Source organism: Prosthecobacter sp., from assembly GCF_044222565.1.
GTDB lineage: Bacteria > Verrucomicrobiota > Verrucomicrobiia > Verrucomicrobiales > Verrucomicrobiaceae > Prosthecobacter.
In genome coordinates this window covers 341087-362512 of the sequence record NZ_JBGANA010000004.1, presented here as the reverse complement: position 1 = coordinate 362512, position 21426 = coordinate 341087, and the positions used below count along the sequence as shown (strand labels likewise).

Here is a 21426-nt window from a genome sequence, read left to right as displayed (position 1 = left end):
GACTCACTTCCAAAATTCGCGCACCACGCGCTCCCATTCATCGGCCATCAACTGGTGACCGCGGTAGGTTGGATGCACTCCGTCCCAGATCCAATAATCGGCCGGAGCACGCTTTGCAGCTTCATCAAACACGCGCTGATACTGCACCAGCGCCGCGCCATGCTTTTTCGCGAGCCTCGCAACGATTTCCTGCCGTTGCCTGATGCCGGCAAACCACGATTCATAGCCATCCTTGCGTTTGCCGACGGGCAGAGTGAAAGGCTCGCAAAGCACAAGTTTGAGCTGCGGATTGGCCGCCTTGGCTTCGGCGATTAATTTTTCATAAGCAGGCTCGTATTCTTCGACCGGAAGATTGTGGCCTGCGTCATTCACTCCAATGAGGATGCTCAGGATGTCAGGCTTCAGATCCAGGGTGTCTTTCTGCCATCGTTTCTGCAGATCGGGCGCCGTGTTGCCGCTGATGCCGCGATTCATAAAGTCGAGCTTCAGCTCTGGAAAATCAGCGCCAAATCTGGCGGCTATGATGAAAGCGTAGCCATGTCCCAGTATGTGATTGGGGTCGGCGCTGCGCCCGCGATTTCCATCGGTGATGGAGTCACCTTGGAATAAAATCCGAGTGCTTGGCGTGAAGGCAGTGATGGGCTCGACTGCATGCAGCGGGCCAAGCAGAGCAGCGGCAAAAAATGCGAATGTGAATTTCAGGTGCATGATCAAGCGACTCCATTGACGACATTTTCCAGAAGTTCGCCGCTCACAGCGGCGAGGGCGATTCGGGCGGAGGTGCTTCGCATCTCGATCTTGCTTTCCACGCTGCAAAACGCGGCGTGGCAGGTGGCAATAAGGTTGGGCGTGGCAGCTTCTTCCTCGGTACGGAGGGGCTCGTCCTCGATGACATCAAGGCCGGCACCGGCTATGCGATTTTCGTAGAGTGCCGCGAGAATGGCGGTCTTCTTGATAACACCCCCACGCGCGGTATTGACGACAAAGGCAGAGGGTTTGAGCAGGCTCAGCTCTCGCTCTGCGATGAGATGGCGTGTCTCGCTGTTCAATGGGCAATGGAGCGAGAGAACATCTGTCTGCGCGAGAAGCGCATCAAGCGTTCTCACGCGAGTGATGCCGACGGCCTTGTCGGCTCCGTTTGGCAGATAGGGATCGTAAAAAATGACGCGATAGCCGAGAGCTTTGGCGCGAAGCGCCGTGGCCGTGCCGATACGTCCAAGGCCAACGATGCCGAAAGTGAGCGTGCTGAGACGGCGGAGATTGGGGTTGACGCGGATGTTCCACCCAAGCTGTTTCGCCTCGGCATCCAGCGGCAAGATCTGACGGCACAGCGCCATGGCGAGTGCGATGGCGTGGTCGGCGACTTCTTCGGTGCCGTAGTCCGGAACGTTGCACACGGAGATGCCACGCTCCCGGGCGGCAGCCACATCCACGCTGTCGAAGCCCACGCCGTTGCGGATAATGGCACGGCAGTTTTGCAGTCTTGCGATGCCCTTGGCCGTAAGGGGCATGTTGTGCCAGATGATGATGGCATTGGCAGTGCAGACTTCGTCGGTCAGATCCGCATCTGTTTCGCATAGCGTGCGCGTGACACGTGCTGCACCGCCAATGATCCGGCGCTCGATGGTGGATTCAGGATCACCCTGCGGAGAGGTGGTCCAGTCAATGATGGCTATGTGAGGTTGGGACATGAAAAGTAGGATGGAGTGGGAATTTCAGGGTACATCCGGCCCGACTTGATCTGCGGTCAGAAGTCCGCACACGGATGCTTCCAAGCAGAACGTCTCGGCACCAATCTCGAGGCGGCCGTTTCTTGAATCACCAAAGACATCGTGCGGCACCTTGGCGAAATCAGCGCCGGCGAAGGCTTTGCCCAGGGCGCTGAGTGAATCAACCACCAGCGCCATGGCAGGTGCGGAAAACACGAGCAGCGCGGCCAGGAGCAGGTGGAGATGTCTCAACTTCATTCAAGGATGATGACAAACTGAGGAGCGCCGCGATGTCTTCCAGAAAAAAGCCGCGCTTATGCGATGATGTCCCGGATGACATGCCCGTGCACATCCGTGAGTCGGCGCTGGATGCCGTTGTTGTAGAAGCTCAGCTTCTCATGGTCGAGACCCAGCAGGTGCAGCGCGGTGGCGTGAAGATCGTAGCAGTAGGCGGGATTCTCCGCCGCCTTTGAACCGAGATCGTCGGTGCTGCCGTAGGCGCTGCCACCTTGGATGCCACCGCCGGCCATCCACGCAGTGAAGGCACCCGGGTTATGATCTCTCCCCTTCCCCTGCGCCGCTGGTTGCCGGCCAAACTCGCTGGTGCAAATGACGAGGGTGCTGTCCAGCATGCCACGAGATTTGAGATCGCGCAGCAGCGCAGCAGCGCCGGTATCGAGCACCGGCCCCCAGTAGCCGTGGTCGCGCACGAGGTCCTCATGGCTGTCCCAATTGGGGCGGATTTTCTTCGCGTTGGTGTTTTCCGCACCGCAGTAGATCTGCACAAACCGCACGCCACGCTCCACCAGACGACGCGCCAGGAGACACTGCCGGCCAAAGGGGCCGATGTCTTCATGTTCGAGCTGGTAAAGCTGCTTGGTGGCAGATGTCTCCCCGCGCAGGTCCGTCACCTCGGGCGCGCTGAGCTGCAGGCGCGCTGCGAGTTCGTACGCGGAAATGCGGGCTTCGAGTTCCGTGTTGCCCTCACGCTCGGCGGCGTGGGCGCGGTTGAGCGTCTGCAAAAAGTCGCGGCTGGTCTGCTCGGTGTCGCCGCGCAGTTGTGCGAAACTTTTGGGTGGAAAAAGATCGGCGATGGGCGGCTTTTCGGCATCCGTCTGCAAGGTTGTGCCTTGATGAACGGCGGGAAGAAAGCCCGCACCCCAGTTGATCACGCCCCCGGGCGGCAGGCCGCGCGGATCTGGCAGCACCACAAACGCTGGCAGATTCTCACTCTCGCTGCCGAGGCCATAGGTCACCCACGCCCCCATGCTCGGGAAGCCGGGCAGGATAAACCCCGTGTTGGCCATGAACATCGCCGGTCCATGCAGCGCGCTCTTGCTCTGCATGGAATGGATGAAAGCCATGTCATCCACACAGTTCGCGAGCTGCGGAAAAAGATCGCTGATCCAGCGCCCGCACTGCCCATGCTGCCGGAAGGGCCAGTAGCTGCCCTGGCAGTTGCCTGGCTTCGATGCGAAAAACTGCATCTTGCCATCGGGATCAAAGGGCTTGCCGCTGCGCTTGGTCAGTTCCGGTTTATAGTCCCACGAATCCACATGGCTGAGACCACCAGGGCAGAAGATCTGAATGACCGCGCGCGCCTTGGCAGGCAAAGGCGGACGTTTGGACGCGAGCGGATTCGTCGCGCCCTGCGCGTCATTCAGCATGGCTGAAAGCGCGACACCTCCAAGGCCGCCGCCGAGCTCCCAGAGGAAATCGCGGCGCGAGACGGAACGTTTTTGCTTATGGCAGGGAAAGGCGGAGTTCATGTCTAGTCGATGTAAACAAACTCGTTCGTGTTCAGCAGCATGCGGCACAGCGCGAAGAGGTTTTGCTCCGCGACGAGGTGGCTGGCCGCATGAAGCTCTTCCGGTTTGGGTTCTCTCTGCAGAGAGAGCAGAAACGCGCGGCGGATGGCGGCTTCGCGGGAGTCCGTTTCATTTTCAATCCGCGTCACCAAACTTCCCGCCTGCCTCAGCATGAACTCGTTGTTGCTCAGCGTGAGCGCCTGCAAAGCGGTGGTCGTCTGCGCACGGGCCGGGGTGAGATTGGCGGGATCTGGACAATCCAGCGTGGACATAAACTGATGCGGCGTGGTGCGCACCACGTAGCGGTAGATGCTCCGCCGCAGAAGCTCGGGCTTGTCGGGCGTGACATACTCGTACACCGGCGCGTAGGCCTCGGTGAAATTGAAGTCGCGAAACCCAGGTCCACCCATCTTGGGATTCAAAGTGCCTGCGATGCTCAGCACCGCATCGTGCACGGACTCGGCATCCAGACGTCGCGGGTTCTGCCGCCAGAGCAGGCGGTTCTGCGCATCGAGACTAAGGGCGGTGTCGTTCTGTGTGGTGGACTGCTGCTGGTACACCGCGCTCATGACGATGAGCTTGTGCATGTGCTTTAAAGACCAGCCGCTATTCAGGAGTTCGTCGGCCAGCCAGTCGAGGAGTTCAGGGTGGGATGGCCGGTCACCACCGAGGCCAAAGTCACTGGGAGTGGTGACGAGTCCCTGTCCGAAATGATGATGCCACAAACGGTTCACGAGCACTCGACTGGTGAGCGGATTATCAGGGTGCGTGATCCACTCCGCCAGCATGCGGCGGCGCAGGCCTTCGGGTGTTGCGTTGGTGCCAAAGTCCACACCGGCGTGCTTCGCCCAGGCGAAAGCGCCGGGCTGCACCTCCTGCTGCTGCAAGTCCTCCGGATTGCCACGCCTCTGCACCTGGATGGCGGGCGGCTTGGCATCACTGATGACGGCATAGACTTTGGCAGGATCCGGCAGCGCTTTGAGCGCGACATCCAGCTTCACGGCTTGGGCGCGCAGTTGCTTCAGCTGCTCCCGCTCAGCGTCGGTGAGCCTGCTATGCTCCACCTCGGGCACAAGCCGCGCATCGCCAAGAAACAGCAGGTCGCTGCCGATGCCATCGCCGCCATCCGTGGCGATGAGACTTAGGGTTTTAGCGCCGGCGGGAATGGCGATATCGAGGTGGGTGAATTCATCCTTGCGCATCTTGAGCTTCTGAAACTTGCGCTCGGCATCCACATACACCGTGAAGTCAGCGCGTGAGGCCGCGGCGCCTGCGTCCGCGCCAAAGCCGAGCGCCGCAGTGAAATGCATGATGCCGAGGCCGCTGCTCTCACGGATCTTTGCCAGGTCAAAGGTGATTCCGCTGTTGGCATGAAGGCCGAGAATGGAATGATCTTTCTCCGCGTAATCCACACCGCCGATCTTGGTGCTGCGCTGCGCATTGAGCGGACCGTTGCGAATCACATCCCAGGTGTGGCCGCTGGTGGCGGGAAGTCCGGTGACCTCCTGCTTGGCAAACACCGGCACCGGGTTCCGGCCATCGGGAACAAAGACCGACAAAACGTAGCGATCCGTATCCTTCACCTCCGCAGGCCACTCGATGCGCTGAAGGCGGTTCGTCTGAATGTCGCGATGATAGCCGAGCTTGGCGGTCGTCAGATTTCCGGTGCGCAGATCGATGCCACACCCTTTGACGCCGGCACCCACCATGCTCGCTAGGTCTATGCCATCCCCTGCGAGTTTGGCAATGTGAGCACGCGTGACCGCAAGCTCCTGGGTGAGACGTGTTTTCTCACCAGCGTTGCGCTTTGCCTCCGCTTCATCCACTTCACGGTCTCCGCGCTTAACCCCGGCAAACACGGCCCACAGGCGGTAGTACTCCTCCTGCTTCACGGGATCGAGCTTGTGGTCATGGCAGCGCGCGCAGTTGATGGTGATGCCCATGGTCGAGGTAATCACCTGCGTGACCATGTCATCCAGATCTCCTGCACGTGCGGCGCGCTTGAGCATGTCGCTCTTTGTTTCCACATGGCCTACATAATCCCACGGCCCGGCGGCGAGAAAGCCGGTGGCGATAACAGCCTGAGGATCCTGCGGCGCGATCACATCTCCCGCAATCTGCTCGCGAATGAACTGGTCGTAGGGCTTGTCGGCATTGAGCGCTCCGATGACGTAGTCTCGGTAACGCCATGCGTTGGGCCGGAGCTGATCACGCTCAAAGCCGTGGGTGTCCGCATAGTGGGCGATGTCCAGCCAGTGGCGCGCCCAGCGCTCGCCGTAGTGGCTGGAGCGCAGAAGTTCATCCACCAGTTTTTCATAGGCCTTGGGGTCGGCATCTCGGACGAACTGCTCCACCCGCTCTGGCGACGGCGGCAGCCCTAGCAAATCAAAGCTCAGGCGGCGAATGAGTGTACGGCGATCCGCAGGCGGAGACATCGTGAGATTTTTTTCCGTGAGCTTCGCACTCACCAGCGAATCAATGGTGGCGCCCTTCACCGCGCGCACCGGCTGCACAGACCAGTGCTGGAGCCGTTTGTCCACAGCGGCGGCCTTGTCCGCGGCATTCTCTGGCCACACGGCTCCGGCGGCGATCCATTCCTTCACCAGCGCAATCTGCATTGCCGACAAAGGCTTCCCTTTGGGCGGCATGCGTTCCTCGTCATCGGTGGAGCTGATGCGCTGAAGCAGCAGACTCTTGCCCACGTCTCCCGCCACGATGGCCATGCCGTCATGCCCGCCTTTGAAGGCGAAGACTTTGGCATCGAGGCGCAGCTCGCCCTTCTGCTTTTTTTCGCCATGGCACTCCACGCAGTGCTGCTGCAGCAGCGGGCGGACGTCCCGGTCAAAATCGACTGCCAGCACCCGTGCAGCAAAGAGGGGGATGAAGATGCAATGCGTCAGTTTCATCGTTTGCCTTTCGCTTTGACTGCGAGATCGCGCGCAGCTTCATCCATGTGGTGCTTCATCGCCCTGGCGGCGGCATTGGGATCGTGCGCCGCCACCGCACTGAGGACGGCAGCGTGGTGGTCGATCGCACGCTGCCTTCCGACATTGCCAATCGTCACACGCCGGCTCTCGCGCCCGAGATCGGCGAGCGATTCGAGCATGAGCTTCAGAATTTCATTCCCCGCGATCCGGGCCAGCGTGCGGTGAAAGTCGATGTCCGCCTCCACGGCCTCATCATGCGCCTCAGCCGCGATCAAACGCTCATGAATGGCGCGCAGCTGCTTCACATCCGCCGCTTTGGCCTTCAGCGCGGCCTGCCGGGCGATCTCAGGCTCGATGGCAGCGCGCGCCTCGCTCAGCTGGCGCAGGCGCTCCTGCATCTCGGGAAGCAGAATCGAAAGAGAGCCGCTTAGCGGCTTATGCAGCCGGTTCACCGCACGAATGCCGCTGCCATGGCGGATTTCCAGCAACCCCTGGAGCTCAAGACGCTTGGTCGCCTCGCGCAGGACGGTGCGGCTGACGCCGAGGCGCTCGGCCATGAGACGTTCCGGCGGCAGCCTGCCATCGCCGGAGTCCGCTTCGTCGCGCAGCTGGCGCGCCAGGCGTGAGCAGACCTGTTCGACGAGCGACAGGGAGGTTTTGAGCGGGGCAATGGTCATGCAATTGGTAGGAGGTCATACCAATTACGAGGCATTCGCCCTTTTCTTTCCCGCCAACTTTTATAGGCTGTGCGCATGCCATTCTCATGTTCGCGGCACTTGCAGCTTGAGCACCTGCGGGAACGCTGGACAATGGGGAACCCCATTTCCCCTGACCGAAACGAATGCAATTCCGCGACACACTGCTGAACATGGCCATCACCTGCGTGCTGGTGCTGATCATCGTGCTCGTGGCGGTGCTGCTCAAAGAAAGCAGGCCGCGGCCCGTGCAGGCGCTGCCAGTGGCCGTGGCGCAGCTGCCGCCAGGACAGACGAACGCCGGCACGGGGAACGCGCCGCTGCCTCCGTTTAAGATTTTCCCGAAGGCCCGGCTCATCGAGAGCCGTGCAAACGAGGCCGACACCCTGCGCATCAAAGTCAGCGACACGGAGGAGGAGCATATCTTTGTTCTCTATTTTGTGGATGCGGCGGACACCTCCCTGACCCACCCCCAGCGGGTGCAGGACCAGGCGCGCTACTTTGGCGTGAGCAGTCAGCGCGTCATTGAGGAAGGCCAGCGGGCCGCGCAGTATGTCACCCAGCTGCTCAAAACCCACCCTTTCACGGTAATGACCCGCTGGGAGGAGGTGCCGGGGCTCAGTCGCTACTATGCCCTGATTTTGGTGGAGATCGGCCCGGGCAAGCAGGTGTACCTGGCGGACCTCCTGGTGCAGCAGGGCTTTGCACGCGTGGCAGGAGTGACTTCCAGCCTGCCAGCGGATGCGCGGTCGATCAATGACTATGCCCTGGAGTTGCAGGCGCTGCGGCGGCGCGCCCAGGAGTCCAAAGTGGGAATCTGGGCGTCTTCAAAGCTCTGAGCACAAGGCGTGTCCCGTCAGAAAACTCTGGCATTGATGTATCATGATGCGTTGATACGTTGCTTCTCACCTTGGCCTCCGTTTTAAAATCCCTCAGCCTGATCGCCGATCCCACCCGGGTGCGGCTGCTTTTGCTGCTCAAGCAGGAGGAGCTGAGCGTGGCGGAGCTGCAGGAGGTGCTGTCTCTCCCGCAGTCCAACATCTCCGCGCAGCTGGCCAAACTGAAGGCCGCAGGCCTGGTGGCGGACCGCCGCAGCGGCAAAAACCGGCTTTACCAGCTCGACAAACCTGGCGCCAAGGACTTGGCCACTCACGAGCATTTTCTGGCGCTTCTGGATGCTGCCGGGGCGGAACTGCGCGAAGTCACCAAAGACACCGAGGCGTTGCAAATCGTGCTGCGCAAGCGGGCGCAGACGGCGAAGGCCTACTTCGACGCGCTGGCAGGCAAATTTGGACGCCACTACATTCCCGGCCGCTCCTGGAAGGGCCTGGGCGAGACCTTGCTCAAGCTGCTGCCGCCACTCGTCATCGCGGATCTGGGTGCGGGCGAGGGCACGCTCTCACAGTTGCTGGCCGAGCGGGCAAAGAAGGTGATCGCCGTGGACAATAGCGAGAAGATGGTGGATTACGGAGCGGAGCTGGCCCAGAAGCACGGCTTTACCAATCTCGAGTTTCGTCTTGGCGATATCGAGTCTCCACCGATCCCGCCGCTCAGCGTGGATCTGGTCTTCCTCAGCCAGGCGCTGCACCATGCGCAGAATCCGGAGAAGGCTCTCAAGGCCGCGCACACCATCCTGCGGCCCGGCGGACGCATCGTGGTGCTGGATCTGCTGAAGCACCAGTTTGAGCAGGCGCGTGACCTGTATGCGGACGTCTGGCTCGGCTTTTCCGAGAGCGACCTGCATGACATGCTCAACCGCGCCGGATTCAAAAAGATCGAAACGAGCGTGGTGCACCGCGAGAGCCAGAGCCCGCATTTCCAGACGATCCTGGCGCTGGCGGAAAAGGAAAACCGCCTCACTTCTTCAGGGCACTGGTCGGGGTCTTGACGCAGACCGCTGGCATTCATCGCAGCAAACAGCAAGGCGTCTCATTGACGTGATGCGCTTTCCAGCCTCCAATGCCAGCTCGTGAAGGACACTCTGGAAGACATCGAAAATTTCATCATCGACGTGGTGATCAACAACCGCCGCGGCATTCGTGCCTCGCTGCTGCGGGTGGTGTTCCGTGGCCTGTCCGGCATCTACTCCGCGGTCGTGCGCACGCGGCTCTATTTATACCGCCACCGCTACATTCATGATCACCATCTGGGCGTGCCGGTCATCAGTGTGGGAAATCTCACAGTCGGCGGCACCGGCAAGACACCCGTGGTGGAAATGCTGGCCAAAGCCCTGCACGAGCATGGCCGCCGCGTGTGCATCCTCAGCCGCGGCTACAAAAGCAAGCGCCAGAAGAAGCTGCCGTTTTCAAAAAAGTTGGCCGCACGCCTCGGCTTGAGCCCCAGGCCAGCCGAGCCGCTGCCACGCATCGTGTCGGATGGCGAAAAGGTGCTGCTCGACTCCCATAATGCCGGAGACGAACCCTTCATGCTGGCCAAGAACTGCCCCGGCATTCCCGTCGTGGTGGACAAAAACCGCGTGAAGGCCGGAGCGCATGCCATCCAGCGCTTCGGTGCCGATGTCCTCGTGCTTGATGACGGGCTGCAATACCTCAAGCTCAAGCACCGCCACGACATCGTGCTGATCGACAAAACCGCCGCCTTCGGCAACAACGGCCACATGCTGCCTCGCGGCACCCTGCGCGAACCGCCGCGCAGCCTGCGCCGCGCCAGCTACATCTTCATCACCAAATCCGATGGCGACAGCGAGGACGTGATCAAGCAGATCCGCCGCTACAACCGTGCCGCCGAGATCATCGAGTGCCGCCACCGCGCCATGCACTTTGAAAACATCCACACCGGCGAGCGCATCCCTATCGATTCCTTGCGCGACAAATTCGTTGGCGCGCTGTCCGGCATCGCAGTTCCGGAGAGTTTTGAGAACGGCCTGCGCAGGCTCGGGGCCAAGGTGGAGGTCATCTCGCGCTTCGCTGATCATCACCGCTTCCATGGGCCGGAGCTGAAGCAGTTCATCGAGCGCTGCGTGCGGCGGGATGTTCACTGCATGGTCACCACAGAGAAAGATTTCGTGCGCTTCCCCAAACTGCCCGTGGCGGACATCCCCTTTTATTTCATGCGCGTGGAAATCGAGATCATCCGCGGCCGCGACATCTTTGACAAAATGGTGCGCCTCATCGCCGAGCCACGCCGGGTGCCTGCGGGAGTGCTGCCAGCCGATTTCATGGAGGCCTCGTGATGACTGCGGAGCAATCAGCCATGGCCGAAGTGCGCCTGCACAAGGTGAACATCGTCACGGACAGCAGCAGCGAAGTCAGCGACGTCACCGCGCGTGAGGAGCCATTGGAAATTCGCGTCGAAGGCCGCTCCGTTGCCGTGGTGATGCGCACGCCCGGCCATGATGAAGAACTCGCCGCCGGATTTCTCGTCAGCGAAGGCGTGGTGCAGCGCCCGCGAGACATCCTGGAAGTCTCGCAATGCCCCAGCACCAACAACGAGCATGGAAACATCGTCGATGTGCTTCTCGGCGGTAACGTGGTAAACTGGGATTCGCTTACGCGTCACGTTTTCAGCGCCTCGAGCTGCGGCTTGTGTGGAAAGACGAGCATCGAGAGCGTGTTTCAGCAGTTCCCCTCAGTTAAAGGTGAATGGCAGGTCTCGCCAAAACTCATCGCCAGCCTGCCGGACAAGCTGCGCGCCGCGCAGGAAACCTTTTCCAAAACAGGCGGCCTGCACGCCAGCGGCTTGTTTGATCTCAACGGCAACCTAGTCGTGCTGCGCGAGGACGTGGGCCGCCACAATGCGCTCGATAAAATCCTCGGTTACACCTTGCAGCGCGGCCTGCTGCCGCTGGACCGGCACATCCTGCTGGTGAGCGGCCGCGTGTCGTTTGAGATCATTCAAAAGGCGCTGGCCGGAGGCATCCCTCTCGTCGCAGCCATTTCAGCCCCCAGCAGTCTGGCGGTCGACTTTGCGCAGGGAGCGGGACAGACTCTCATCGGTTTTCTGCGTGGCGAGACGATGAATGTTTACACCCATCCGCAACGATTAAGCACTGCACCATGAACAAAGTCCAAACGACAGTCTTCATCATCTGGGGAGTTCTTTGCAGCTCGATCTTCATGTATGCCGCGATGCTGAGCTCGATGACCTTTGCCCCCGGCCCCAATGCTTCTGCCTCCGGCTCACTGGGCGGCGTCATCGCCATCATCGCCGCGAGTTCGACCATCCTGAGTCTCCTCCTGCGACAGCTGCTTCTGGGCGGATTCTCCGCCGGCAAGCTCAGTCTGGACAACCCTCAGGATCGCGGCCGTTTCGTCGCGGGCAATTTTGTGCTCTTTGCCTTGAGCGAGGGCATCGGCGTCCTCGGCTTCGTCAATGGCCTCTCCTCCACGGGCCGGGGCGAAGCATGGCTGCCCTACATCGGCCTCTCGCTGCTCATGATGCTGTATCACATCCCCCTGCCCTCACGTTTTAAGCCCGCCGCATGAACGGCTACTTTGATCACAACGCCACCACACCCCTGCACCCCGCCGCACGGGAGTCATGGCTCCGGGCAAGCGAGAAACACTGGCACAATCCATCGAGCCTTTATCGCGACGCCGGGCTGGCAAGCCAGCAGCTGGAGTCTGCACGCGAACGCCTGCGCTCATTGATCGGCGCGGAAGCGGAGCGCATCGTGTTCACTTCAGGAGCAACAGAGTCAAACAACGCACTTTTCGCAACGCTGCCACCTGACGCCGTAGTCTTGATCTCCTCCATTGAGCACCCAAGTGTGCGAGAAGCTGCGCGCAGGCGCAACGTGGTGGAAATCCCCGTCAATGCAGACGGTCTGGTGGATCCCGACGCGGTGAAAGTCCTGATCTCAACCAAACGCCCCGCACTCGTGTCCTTGATGGCCGCGAACAATGAAAGCGGCGCCTTGCAGCCCTGGCGCGAAATCGCCGCCATCTGCCGCGAAAATGGCGTGCTCTTTCACACCGACGCCGTCCAGTGGCTCGGCAAGCTCGACTCCTCGCATCTCGGCGAATGCGATTACATCACCGGCAGCGCTCATAAATTCGGTGGCACCAAAGGCTGCGGTTTCCTCGTGCTTCCAAGAGAGGACTCGCGGCTCGGCTTCATCCGCGGCGGCCCGCAGGAAACCGGACGCCGTGCAGGCACGGAGAATTATCCGGCCATTGAAGCCATGGTGACCTCATTGGAAACAATCACATCCCAGTTGGGCAAAGTGCAGAGCAGGCTGCGCGATGATTTCATCGCCTCCATGCGCACACATTTTGACCCTCTGCGTGTGATCAGCGAATCCGCGCCACGTCTCTGGAACACCGTGCTCATGGTCATGCCCGCGCATGACAATCTGAAATGGCTCACCCGCCTGTCACGCCGTGGCTTCAGCATCTCCACCGGCTCCGCCTGCAGTTCAGGCAGGGAAGGATCTTCCGTGGTCGTGACCGCTCTGGGCGCCAGCGCTGAAGAACTGAAGCGCGTCGTGCGCATCAGCAGCGGCTGGGACACGACAGCCGAAGAGTGGCAGGCACTTGCGGCTGCGTTTGCTGAAGTGCATGAAGAGCTGATCCGCGGCGGCAGACCGCTGTAAGCTTCACGTTCCCGGCTTCGGCCGAATCATAAGCACGATCACCAGCGAAAGCACACAGATCAAAGCAAAGACGCCAAAGATCACATTCAGCGGCACGTGCCTGTCGCTCATTCTGCCAAAGCCCCAGTCGGCCAGTCCGCCGCACATCATGCTGACGAAATTCATGAGCCCATAGCCCGTGGCGCGAAGATGCGGCCTCACGATCTGGCTGAGGATCGGCATGTTGTTGCAGTCAAAGAAACCCCAGCCCACGCCAAACAAAACCAGTGCCGCAATGGCCAGCCCAAAGGAATTCAGAGCAGGAGCATTCCCCACACCAAACATGGCGGGAATGATGAGCATCATGCCGATGGCGCTCACATAGATGCGCCCGCGCTCGCTGCGGCGCATCCAGCGGTCCGCCAGCCAGCCGCCGAGAATCGCGGAAACCAGCGCCGCGCCCTGCCAGTAGAGAGCTGCGGAAACTCCCGCCTTGCCCTGGCTGATGTTGAAGGCCTTTTGCAAAATCGCCGGCATCCAGTCGCGCACCACCCATGCGGCAAGAGCGGGCAGCGTAAAGTAAAGCACCAGCAGGATGAAATTGCGGTTGGTCAGAAGTTCACCAAATGAACCGCCATGGGAGTATCCAGCATGCTCTGGCTGCTCATCCGCCTGCCTTGGCACGTCACGCAGCAGAAACAGCAGTGGAATCGCATACAGAATGCCCGCCAGCCCCGTGAAATCGAACATGAAGCGCCAGCCCATGTCCGGTGAATCGGCCACGAAGCCCGCAAACCCGCCCGCCATCACCCCGCAGTAGATGCCCATTTGATGCACGCCGATGGCACGCGAACGCGTCCCGGCCACATGATAGTCTGCGATCAAGGCCAGCGCCGCCGGAATATAAAACGCCTCGCTGATGCCCATCAGCGTGCGCGCCCAAAACAGCTCATTGAAGCTGCTCACATGCCCGGTCAGCCAGGTGATGAGCGACCACACAAACAGGCTGCCGCAGATCGTCAGCTTGCGGCTGAAGCGGTCCGCGATGTATCCGCCGATGGGGCTGCAGATGGCGTACACCCATTTGAACGACGCCAGCATGTGCCCCCAGTTTTCCTCCGTGCCGATGTCCTTGATGTCTCCCATCACGGACACCTTCATCGAGGCGATCATCTGCCGGTCCAGGTAGTTCAGCAGCGCCACGGGAAACAGCAGTCCCACGATCAGCCAGGCACGGCGCATGAGCTTGGATGGGGCGGACTCGGTCGGGGAGAAAGACATCCGTCCATTAACCACAGGGCCTTTGGAACGAAAAGCCGGAAATCATGCTTCATCTTGACCCCGGCATGACTCGAAATGCCCCTGCATGTCACATTGCAATGACGGGGGGCTAATTCACGTAACCAACCTCTCGCCAAGCCGAAGCCGTTCCCCAACCTTCCAACCCTCTGCTGTTATGAAGTCACTCCTGCTGGTCCTTTGTGCGCTGCCCCTTGCCCCCGTTCTCGCGGATAATAATGAAGTCCGCCTGGACTGGATGACCGAGGGATTTTTCAACACCTCCCGCTATTACTCCCCGAAGGTGACCACCTTCCTGAGTGAAAAGCCCGCTCAGATCGTCAAGGCTCCCGAGGGCCTCATGAACCCCCAGTACGTGCTCTTGGAGACCGGTCCGAAAAGCACGCGCAAGCTGCTGGGACTCATCCTGGACCAGCGCTCTCCGAAGGAGGCGCACATGTGGCTGGACGCAAACGGCGACGGCGACCTGACCAACGATCCCGAGGTGAAATGGGAGCCTTCCGTTCGCGGCTCGGGTGAAAAGGAAAGCATCTCCTGGCATGGCGAGGCCAAAGTGCAGGTCCAGTATCCCGATTCCAAGCAGGACATGATGCTGTTCTTTTATCGCAATGCCGGCTCAAAAGGGCCGGGAGCGCTCATCTACCGCCGTGACTATGGCCGTGCAGGAAAAATCTCCCTCGATGGCAAAGAACTGGCCGCCTACCTGAGCGACGACTCCACCACGGGCGAGTTCACCTTGGACCGTTCCAGGCTCGGCATCGACTTGAACGCTGACAAACGCTTCGACATGAAGACAGAAGGCTTTCCGCTCGGCAAGCCCTTCCAGCTTCTCGGCACGGTGTATGAAGTAAAGAATCTCGCCGCCGACGGCTCACGTTTTGAACTGGTGCGCTCGGACAAGACGGTGGAGCAGCTCAAGGAGGCAGAAAAGAGTGCGACCGCCTCCAAGGTCGCCGATCAACGCCAGGCTCAAGAGAGCTTCATCGGCAAGCCAGCCCCGAGCTTTGAAGCCAAAACCATCGATGGCAAAACCGTGCGCTTCCCGCAGGATTACAAAGGCAAACTGGTGATGCTGGACTTCTGGGCCACCTGGTGCGGCCCCTGCCTGCATGAACTGCCGGGTGTGATCAAGGTGCATGATGAATTCGCCGCGAAAGGCTTCACCGTTCTCGGCATCAGCCTGGACAGTGAGGATGCGGTCTCGACCCTTCCAGCCTTCTTGAAAGACAGGGGCATGAGCTGGCCGCAGGTCTGCGATGGCGATGGCTGGCAGTGCCGCATTGCCAGACAGTACGGCGTGCGTGGCATTCCCTCCTGCTGGCTCATCGACGGAGATACCGGCAACATCGTGGCGACCTCAGTGGATCTGCGCGGAGCCGCCCTGCGTGGCACTGTGGAGCAGGCTCTGGCAAACCTGGGCAAGGAAATCAAACCACGCACGGCCAGGACCAGCGCCACTCCGCCGGCCGCGAAAACTCCGGCTGCCGACGCAACTCCCAACCCCATCGTCGCTCTCGTGCAGAAGATGGCCGCAGAAGAGGCGCTGACCTCCGCGAAGGCTTTTCAGTCACAGCTTGCGCAACCTGTTCCCGCTTCCTTGGAACTCGCATCTCCCGCCACCATGCTGCTGCGCGGACGTGAGATCGCCAAACGGGCCGCCGATTCCCACGTACGCGTGGGCTGGGTGTTTCAATGCACCAAGTGCGACCGCTGGCACACCAATCTCGCCGGCGGATATGCCATCGCTCCAGACGTGGTCGCCACGGCGCATCATGTGGTCGCCCCACCGGCAAACATGAAGCCAGGGGTGGGCTATCCCGTGATCATTCGAGGGGAAAAGGAGGTGCTGAACATCACCTCGGTGCTCTTTGCCGATGAAAGCGGAGACACCGCCATCCTGCGCGTCTCAGCCAAGGATTTGAAGCCGCTGGCCCTCAGCCACGATGTTCAGGTGGGAGACACCGCCTACTGCTTCAGCGATCCGCGCGATGTCATCGGCCACTTCAGCTCCGGGCTGGTCAACCGGCTGCACTCCCCCGCCAAACCAGCAGGCCCGATGCAGCAGCGCATGGATGTCAGCGCAGACTGGGCGCCCGGCAGCAGCGGCTCCGCCATTCTCGACGACCATGGCAACGTGCTCGGCCATGTGGCCCGCATCCGCCCGCTGTTTGGCGAACCGCGGCCCGCAGCTCCTGCTGGCAGTTCAGCTCCGGCTTTGCCACCCACGCTCATGACCTTGAACGAAGCCGTGCCCGCCTCGGTGGTGCTGTCGCTGATCGAAAAGAAGCCTGCCCAGTGACTCAGTCCTCTTCCAGGCGATAGCCGATGCCCGGTTCATTCACGATGCGCGGACCGCTCTCCCCGAGCTTTTTGCGCAGGTGATTGATGTGGACGCGCAGACCTTCGCTGGGGTCGCTGGTCTGCCCCGCCCACACCTGCTTCATGATCTGGTTTTGCGTCACGATGCGCCCCGCATGCTCGGCCAGCACCTTGAGCAGGGCAAACTCGGTGGGTGTGAGCTTGAGCGGCTTGTCATCCAGCGATGCCTCGTGATGCAGCAGATCGAGTTTCAAGGCACCGGCGAGAATCTCCGCGCTCTGACGCGTAAAACGGCGCCGCTGAATGACGGTGAGACGCGCGAGAAGCTCCGCGGTGCCGAAGGGCTTCGTCACATAATCGTCCGCTCCATTTTCCAGGGCCTCCACCTTCACGGCCTCTTGATCACGCACGCTGAGGATGAGCACCGGCACATCGCTCCACTCGCGCAGGCGTTTCAAAACCTCAATGCCATTCATGCCAGGCAGCCCGAGGTCCAGCAGCACCACATCGGGCCGGTGAAATGCGGCCTCCTGCAGCCCGAGCTGGCCTTCGGCGGCCTCGCAGACTTCATAGCCACGAGCCTCCAGCACCATGCGCAGCAGACGGCGCATCTGCTGTTCGTCGTCAATGATGAGGGCCTTGCTCATGTGGCTTCACGAATTTTCACCGGCAGATGCAGCACGAATTCCGCCCCGCCTTCCGGATGAGTTCGCGCTTCAATATCACCCTTCATCGCCCGCATCAATCCCCGCGCAATGGCCAGCCCCAGCCCCGTGCCGCCGGCGGGTGAATCTGGCGCGCGGTAGAATTTCTCGAACAGCTGATCCTCCGCACCCAGCGGCAGGCCGGGGCCATGATCACGCACCCGCAGCTCCAGCCGGCCATCGGCCAGAGCGGCGTGTATTTCAATGTCAGTGCCCGCGGGCGCATAACGCGTCGCATTGTGCAGCAGGTTCCCGAGCACCTGCGCCACCAGCCGGCTGTCCAGCCGCAGCAGCGGCATATCATCAGTACCGCTGATGCGCAGCTTGTGCCCGGCCAGCTCTTGCTGGATCGGCGCCGTCGCCGCATGCAGCACATCGCCGATCTCGCACCAGTCCGGCTGCGGTTCCAGTGCCTCAGACTCAACGCGTGTCATCTCCAGAAAACTTTCCACGATGCGCTGCAGCCGCCGGTTGGCGGTTTCGATTTCCGCGGCATACACATTCCCCTGCCCCAGCCCGTCCAGCGCCGTGCGAATGATGGCGATGGGGGTCTTCAGCTCATGCGCCACGCTGTCCAGCAGCGTGCGGTGCAGGCGCTCGGACTCCGCCAGCAGTTCGGCACGGTGTTTCAGTTCCAGCAGATGCTCGCGCTCCTGATGGTGCTGCGCCAGCGCGGCCTCGCGTGCGCGCAACCGTGTGATGAGATGCCCCATGCTCAGCGCCACGACAAAAAACAGGCTGAACATCACCATGTCCTGCGGCTTGTCGATGTGCAGCGTGAACTGCGGCGGAATGAAAAAGTAATTCCACACCAGCGCACTGACCACCGCCATCAGCAGCACGGGCCCGCGGTTCCACCACGTGCCAGCGAGCACGATGGCCATCAGAAACACCAGCGCGACAAAAAGATCTCCCGTGTATGGCAGCAGCACCCAGCACGCGGAGGCCAGGATGAACACCAGGGTAAGCCCGCAACTGTACTGCCCCACCTCCGCCAGGGAAACCGGCGCGGAAGAAGGAGTCTTGGTGTCAGGCATGCCATACCTTTCACCGCAAAAGAAGCTCCCGCCAGTAAACAGCCGCTGCCGTGGCGTTAAGAAAGTGTAAAAGCAGTGCTCAGACCTGCTCCAGCCGGTAGCCGATTCCGGGCTCGTTTTTGATCTCCAGCGCAGAGCCTTCAAGCTTCTTGCGCAGGTGGTTCGCATACACCCGGAGGTAGTGGCTCTGCTCCTCCGCCTGCGGCCCCCACACGGCGCGGAGCAGCTGCTTCAAAGTGACTACTTTCCCGGCATGACGCACCAGCTGCCCCAGCAGTGCATATTCCGTGGGTGTGAGCTTCAGCGGCTGACCGTTCAGCGCTGCCTCATGATGCACGGGATCAAGCACAAGCGGGCCAAATTGCAGATTCGCCGCGTCATGAGCCCCAAGGCGTCGCTGGATGGCGGCCAGCCGCGCGATGAGCTCCGCCGTGCTGAAAGGTTTGGAAACGTAGTCGTCCGCTCCGGCCTCAAAGGCGGCGAGCTTGACGGCCTCCTGGTCACGCACACTGAGGATGAGCACAGGCACGCTGCTCCATTCGCGCAGCCGTTTCAGAACTTCGACTCCGTCCATGTCTGGCAGGCCCAGATCCAGCAGAATGACATCGGGCTTGAGAAAGACCGCCTCCTGCAGCCCCCTCTGGCCCGCTTCCGCCTCCTTGACCGTGTAGCCTTTCGCCTCCAGCGCCATGCGCAGCAGGCGGCGGATCTGAATTTCGTCATCGATGATCAGCGCGGTCATTTGGAGGGTGGTGTAAAACTGGCCACTCGTTTGAGTTCGATCGTAAATTCCGCGCCGCCTTCAGGATGATTCCGCGCGGTGATCTCCCCGCCCAGCGCATGGATGAAGCCGAGGGCGATGGCCAGCCCGAGACCGGTGCCGCCGGGTGGCGAGCCATGCACGCGATAAAACTTTTCAAACACGCGGCGCTCGGCGCCCTCCGGCAGACCAGGACCGTGATCACGGATGACCACCCGCAGCTTCTGGTCGCGCAAAGTCGCGCTGATGTCGATGGCGGCGCCTGCCGGAGTGTAGATGGCCGCGTTGTGCAGGATGTTGGCCAGAGCCTGCGCCATCAGGGAGTGGTCCAGCTTCAGCAAGGGAAAATCCGCGGCAAGATCGAGCCTTACCTCATGCGCGCTGAGCGGCGTGCCGACCGCCTGCTTCGCAGCTGAGATGACATCCCGCACATCACACCAGTCGGGGCTGGGCTTGAGCACCTCAGATTCGAGCCGCGTCATTTGCAGCAGTCCATCCACCACCCGCTGCAGCCGCTGCGTGGCGGTGGTAATTTCACTGAGATAGGGACTCGGCTGCCCGCTCATCCCTTCCAGCGCGGCAGTGATGACAGCGATGGGCGTTTTCAGTTCATGCGAAACGCTGTCCAGCAGCGTGCGGTGCAGTTTTTCCGACTGTGACAGCATCTCCGCGTGGCTGACCGCCTGGATGAAGTGCTCCTTTTCCAAAACGAGCGCGATCTGCAGCGCGAAGGCCTCGATCATCTGCCGCGTGCCAAAGTCCAGACGCGCTGAATCTTCAAACTGCACCCCCAATACGCCCATGGTGGCGGTGGCGGTCTGCAGCGGGAACCAGGTGGCGCCGGACTCCGGCAGCGTGTCCGTATAGCGGCCCGCGCACTGCTTGTTCTCGTAGCTCCAGGCCACCACACCCCACTCTTTGGGCGAAGGTTGGAAATTGCTGGCCTTGTGCGCCGCTTTTGGCAGCGAGCGGTCCTGCTCGCGCACGACCAGCGCGGTGCTGGCATTCAGGAGTTCGTTGATCGTGCGCAGAGCCTCCGCCAGCCCCTTCTCCGGCTCTGCGGCCAGCGCCGCGCTCTGGGTCACGCGCAGCAGGGCGTCCGTCTGGCGTACACGGCGCCGCTCGGCAATCTCGCGCATGCGCAACCGTGAAGTCAGGCTGCCCATGCTCAGCGCCACGATGAAGAACATGCCAAACATGATCCAGTCCTCCGGCTTGCTGATGTGGAAGGTGAAAATCGGCGGAATGAAAAAATAATTCCAGCATACAGCGCTCAGCGTGGCCATCATCAGCACCGGCCCGCGGCTGAAGCGCAGCGCCGCAAGCACGATGGCAAGCAGGAACACCAGCGCGACAAACATGTAGCCGGTGATGGAAACCAGGCCCCAGCACACGCTGGCGATGGCAAAGATGGCCACGATGGACCAGCTGTATTCGCCGACAATGGAATCCGGCGCCGCCGCCTGCAGCGGCGCCAGGTTGCGCGCCTTGTCCGCGGCGGCCAGGGGCCGGACAACACAGACGTCAATGTCACCGCTGCCGGCGATGAGGGTGTCCGCCAGCGACTTGCGCCACTGCACCGTTTTCTCCGGCTTGCCGACCACGATCTGCGACACATTGCGCTCACGTGCCACTTGCAGCAGGGCCTCGGAGATGTTCTCCCCGGTCACAGACACGACCTCGCCGCCCAGTTTGCGCGCCAGCCCCAGTGCCCTCGTGAGACGGTCCTGTTCGACGGATGAGAGTGCACGCGAGCCTTCCACCCAGGCCACGATCCATGGACAGTTCAACCGCGTGGCGGCGCGGCGGGTCCAGCGGATGAGACTCTCCGCATACGGACTGGGACCGACGCCCACCATGAGCCGTGCATTGGTTTTCCACGGGCTGCTCACGCGTTTCACGCGTCGGATGTCCTCCAGGTCTCGGTCCACATGCTCCGCGGTGAAGCGCAGCGCCAGCTCGCGCAGGGCAGTCAGATTGCCCTCCTTGAAAAAATTGCTCACGGCATGCTCCGCTCGCTCGCCCAGATAGACTTTCCCATCCGCCATGCGCTCCAGCAGCTTTTCGACACTGAGGTCAATGAGCTGAATCTCATGCGCGACGTCGAGGATTGAATCTGGCACCGTTTCCGTGATGACCACGCCGCTGATCTGGCGCACGATGTCCACCTGGCTCTCGATGTGCTGGACGTTGAGCGTGGTATAGACATCGATGCCGGAGTCGATCAGCTCCAGCACATCCTGGTAGCGCTTGGCATGGCGTGAGCCGGGCACATTCGTATGCGCCAGTTCGTCCACCAGCACCAGCCCGGGCCGCTGCTGCAGCACGGCGTCAATGTCAAACTCCTCCAGCACGAAGCCGCGGTGCTCCTGCTTTCTGCGCGGCAGCACACGCAGCCCCTCTAACAGTGAGGCCGTCTCATGCCGTCCATGCGTCTCCACGATGCCAGCCAGCACGGTCACCCCTTCCTTCACACGCTGCTGTGCCGCCTGCAGCATGGCGTAGGTCTTGCCCACGCCCGGACACATGCCCAGAAAGATGAAAAGCCTGCCGGATTTGGACACGGCATCCGCCATCTGCATCTGCGCAAGCAATGCATCCGGATCAGGACGGTTGTCGTCATTCATGGCCTGCG

General features: G+C 61.3%; 18 protein-coding genes. 7 read left to right on the top strand and 11 right to left on the bottom strand.

The window, feature by feature from the left end:
• Positions 1–3: 3 nt before the first annotated feature.
• The 6 genes from ACILSR_RS08060 to ACILSR_RS08035 all read right to left on the bottom strand — a co-directional run bounded on the left by ACILSR_RS08060 (position 4) and on the right by ACILSR_RS08035 (position 7121).
• Positions 4–708, bottom strand: a complete 705-nt coding sequence (locus ACILSR_RS08060; RefSeq protein ID WP_395749232.1) for an SGNH/GDSL hydrolase family protein — start codon at positions 706–708, stop codon at positions 4–6.
• Between the two features lie 2 nt (positions 709–710).
• Entirely contained in the window at positions 711–1691 is a 981-nt protein-coding gene (locus ACILSR_RS08055; protein WP_395749231.1) for a C-terminal binding protein, read from the bottom strand.
• A 24-nt stretch (positions 1692–1715) separates the two neighbouring features.
• Entirely contained in the window at positions 1716–1907 is a 192-nt protein-coding gene (locus tag ACILSR_RS08050) for a hypothetical protein (protein WP_395749230.1), read from the bottom strand.
• 116 nt (positions 1908–2023) lie between these two features.
• On the bottom strand, positions 2024–3478 hold the full coding sequence (locus tag ACILSR_RS08045; protein ID WP_395749229.1) for a DUF1501 domain-containing protein: 1455 nt from the start codon (positions 3476–3478) through the stop codon (positions 2024–2026).
• 2 nt (positions 3479–3480) lie between these two features.
• A complete protein-coding gene (locus tag ACILSR_RS08040; protein WP_395749228.1) occupies positions 3481–6423 on the bottom strand; it encodes a DUF1553 domain-containing protein in 2943 nt (980 codons plus the stop codon).
• Positions 6420–7121, bottom strand: coding sequence for a FadR/GntR family transcriptional regulator (locus ACILSR_RS08035; RefSeq protein WP_395749227.1), 702 nt, complete (start codon positions 7119–7121; stop codon positions 6420–6422). Before ACILSR_RS08035 ends, ACILSR_RS08040 begins: the two co-directional genes overlap by 4 nt.
• Positions 7122–7285: 164 nt before the next feature.
• On the opposite strand from ACILSR_RS08035, the gene ACILSR_RS08030 reads away from it, so the two are divergent.
• From ACILSR_RS08030 to ACILSR_RS08005, 6 genes are all read left to right on the top strand, one after another.
• Entirely contained in the window at positions 7286–7978 is a 693-nt protein-coding gene (locus ACILSR_RS08030) for a hypothetical protein (RefSeq protein WP_395749226.1), read from the top strand.
• A gap of 71 nt (positions 7979–8049) precedes the next feature.
• Positions 8050–9027: an ArsR/SmtB family transcription factor gene (locus tag ACILSR_RS08025; RefSeq protein WP_395749225.1), complete on the top strand. Its 978-nt coding sequence runs from the start codon at positions 8050–8052 to the stop codon at positions 9025–9027.
• A gap of 81 nt (positions 9028–9108) precedes the next feature.
• On the top strand, positions 9109–10332 hold the full coding sequence (lpxK, locus tag ACILSR_RS08020) for a tetraacyldisaccharide 4'-kinase (RefSeq protein WP_395749224.1): 1224 nt from the start codon (positions 9109–9111) through the stop codon (positions 10330–10332).
• 20 nt (positions 10333–10352) lie between these two features.
• The gene (gene fdhD, locus ACILSR_RS08015) at positions 10353–11159 is read left to right on the top strand and encodes a formate dehydrogenase accessory sulfurtransferase FdhD (protein ID WP_395749223.1); all 807 of its coding nucleotides are present in this window, start codon (positions 10353–10355) and stop codon (positions 11157–11159) included.
• Positions 11156–11584 (top strand): hypothetical protein, encoded by a 429-nt coding sequence (locus tag ACILSR_RS08010; protein ID WP_395749222.1) that lies wholly within the window; start codon positions 11156–11158, stop codon positions 11582–11584. The genes fdhD and ACILSR_RS08010 overlap by 4 nt, the downstream gene beginning before the upstream one ends.
• Complete coding sequence (locus ACILSR_RS08005; RefSeq protein ID WP_395749221.1) at positions 11581–12693, top strand: cysteine desulfurase family protein; 1113 nt, start codon at positions 11581–11583, stop codon at positions 12691–12693. The genes ACILSR_RS08010 and ACILSR_RS08005 overlap by 4 nt, the downstream gene beginning before the upstream one ends.
• Positions 12694–12696: 3 nt before the next feature.
• Here the strand turns inward: ACILSR_RS08005 and ACILSR_RS08000 are convergent, their stop codons facing one another.
• Entirely contained in the window at positions 12697–13953 is a 1257-nt protein-coding gene (locus tag ACILSR_RS08000; RefSeq protein ID WP_395749220.1) for an MFS transporter, read from the bottom strand.
• 175 nt (positions 13954–14128) lie between these two features.
• On the opposite strand from ACILSR_RS08000, the gene ACILSR_RS07995 reads away from it, so the two are divergent.
• On the top strand, positions 14129–16270 hold the full coding sequence (locus ACILSR_RS07995; RefSeq protein WP_395749219.1) for a redoxin domain-containing protein: 2142 nt from the start codon (positions 14129–14131) through the stop codon (positions 16268–16270).
• A gap of 1 nt (position 16271) precedes the next feature.
• On the opposite strand, the gene ACILSR_RS07990 is transcribed toward ACILSR_RS07995, so the two are convergent.
• From ACILSR_RS07990 to ACILSR_RS07975, 4 genes are all read right to left on the bottom strand, one after another.
• Positions 16272–16937 (bottom strand): response regulator transcription factor, encoded by a 666-nt coding sequence (locus ACILSR_RS07990; RefSeq protein ID WP_395749218.1) that lies wholly within the window; start codon positions 16935–16937, stop codon positions 16272–16274.
• Positions 16934–18031, bottom strand: a complete 1098-nt coding sequence (locus ACILSR_RS07985; protein ID WP_395749217.1) for an ATP-binding protein — start codon at positions 18029–18031, stop codon at positions 16934–16936. The genes ACILSR_RS07990 and ACILSR_RS07985 overlap by 4 nt, the downstream gene beginning before the upstream one ends.
• Positions 18032–18110: 79 nt before the next feature.
• A complete protein-coding gene (locus ACILSR_RS07980) occupies positions 18111–18773 on the bottom strand; it encodes a response regulator (protein WP_395749216.1) in 663 nt (220 codons plus the stop codon).
• Positions 18770–21418, bottom strand: a complete 2649-nt coding sequence (locus tag ACILSR_RS07975) for a DUF4118 domain-containing protein (protein WP_395749215.1) — start codon at positions 21416–21418, stop codon at positions 18770–18772. The genes ACILSR_RS07980 and ACILSR_RS07975 overlap by 4 nt, the downstream gene beginning before the upstream one ends.
• Between the last annotated feature and the right edge of the window lie 8 nt (positions 21419–21426).